Below are 408 nucleotides of genomic sequence, written 5' to 3' on the forward strand. Positions count from 1 at the left end.
CCCAGCAGCCAGGACCGGGCCGACGTCGCGTTGGTGATCGTCTCGATCGTCGTGAACGTCTTCGACGCCACGATGAACAGCGTCTCCGCCGGATCCAGGTCACGCACCGCCTCGTGCAGGTCCGCACCGTCCACGTTCGACACGAACCGCACCGTCAAACCACGGTCGGTGAACGCCCGCAACGCCTCGTAGGCCATCGCCGGACCCAGGTCCGAACCACCGATCCCGACGTTCACCACATTCCGGATCCGCCTGCCGGTGTGCCCGGTCCACTCACCCGAACGCACCCGACGCGCGAAGGAGGCCATCTTGTCCAGCACCGCGTGCACGGCCGGGACCACGTTCTCCCCGTCCACCTCGACCACCGCGTCCCGCGGCGCACGCAACGCGGTGTGCAGCACGGCACGG

1 protein-coding gene is annotated in these 408 nt (G+C 68.9%); it reads right to left on the reverse strand.

The genetic code is table 11. The features are described 5' to 3' along the window. Positions 1-408: phosphoglucose isomerase-related protein (locus KUM39_RS27990; protein ID WP_504740076.1), on the reverse strand; the 408-nt coding region annotated here is incomplete at both ends.

It is taken from the genome of Streptomyces corallincola (assembly GCF_019104725.1).
Lineage (GTDB): Bacteria > Actinomycetota > Actinomycetes > Streptomycetales > Streptomycetaceae > Streptomyces > Streptomyces corallincola.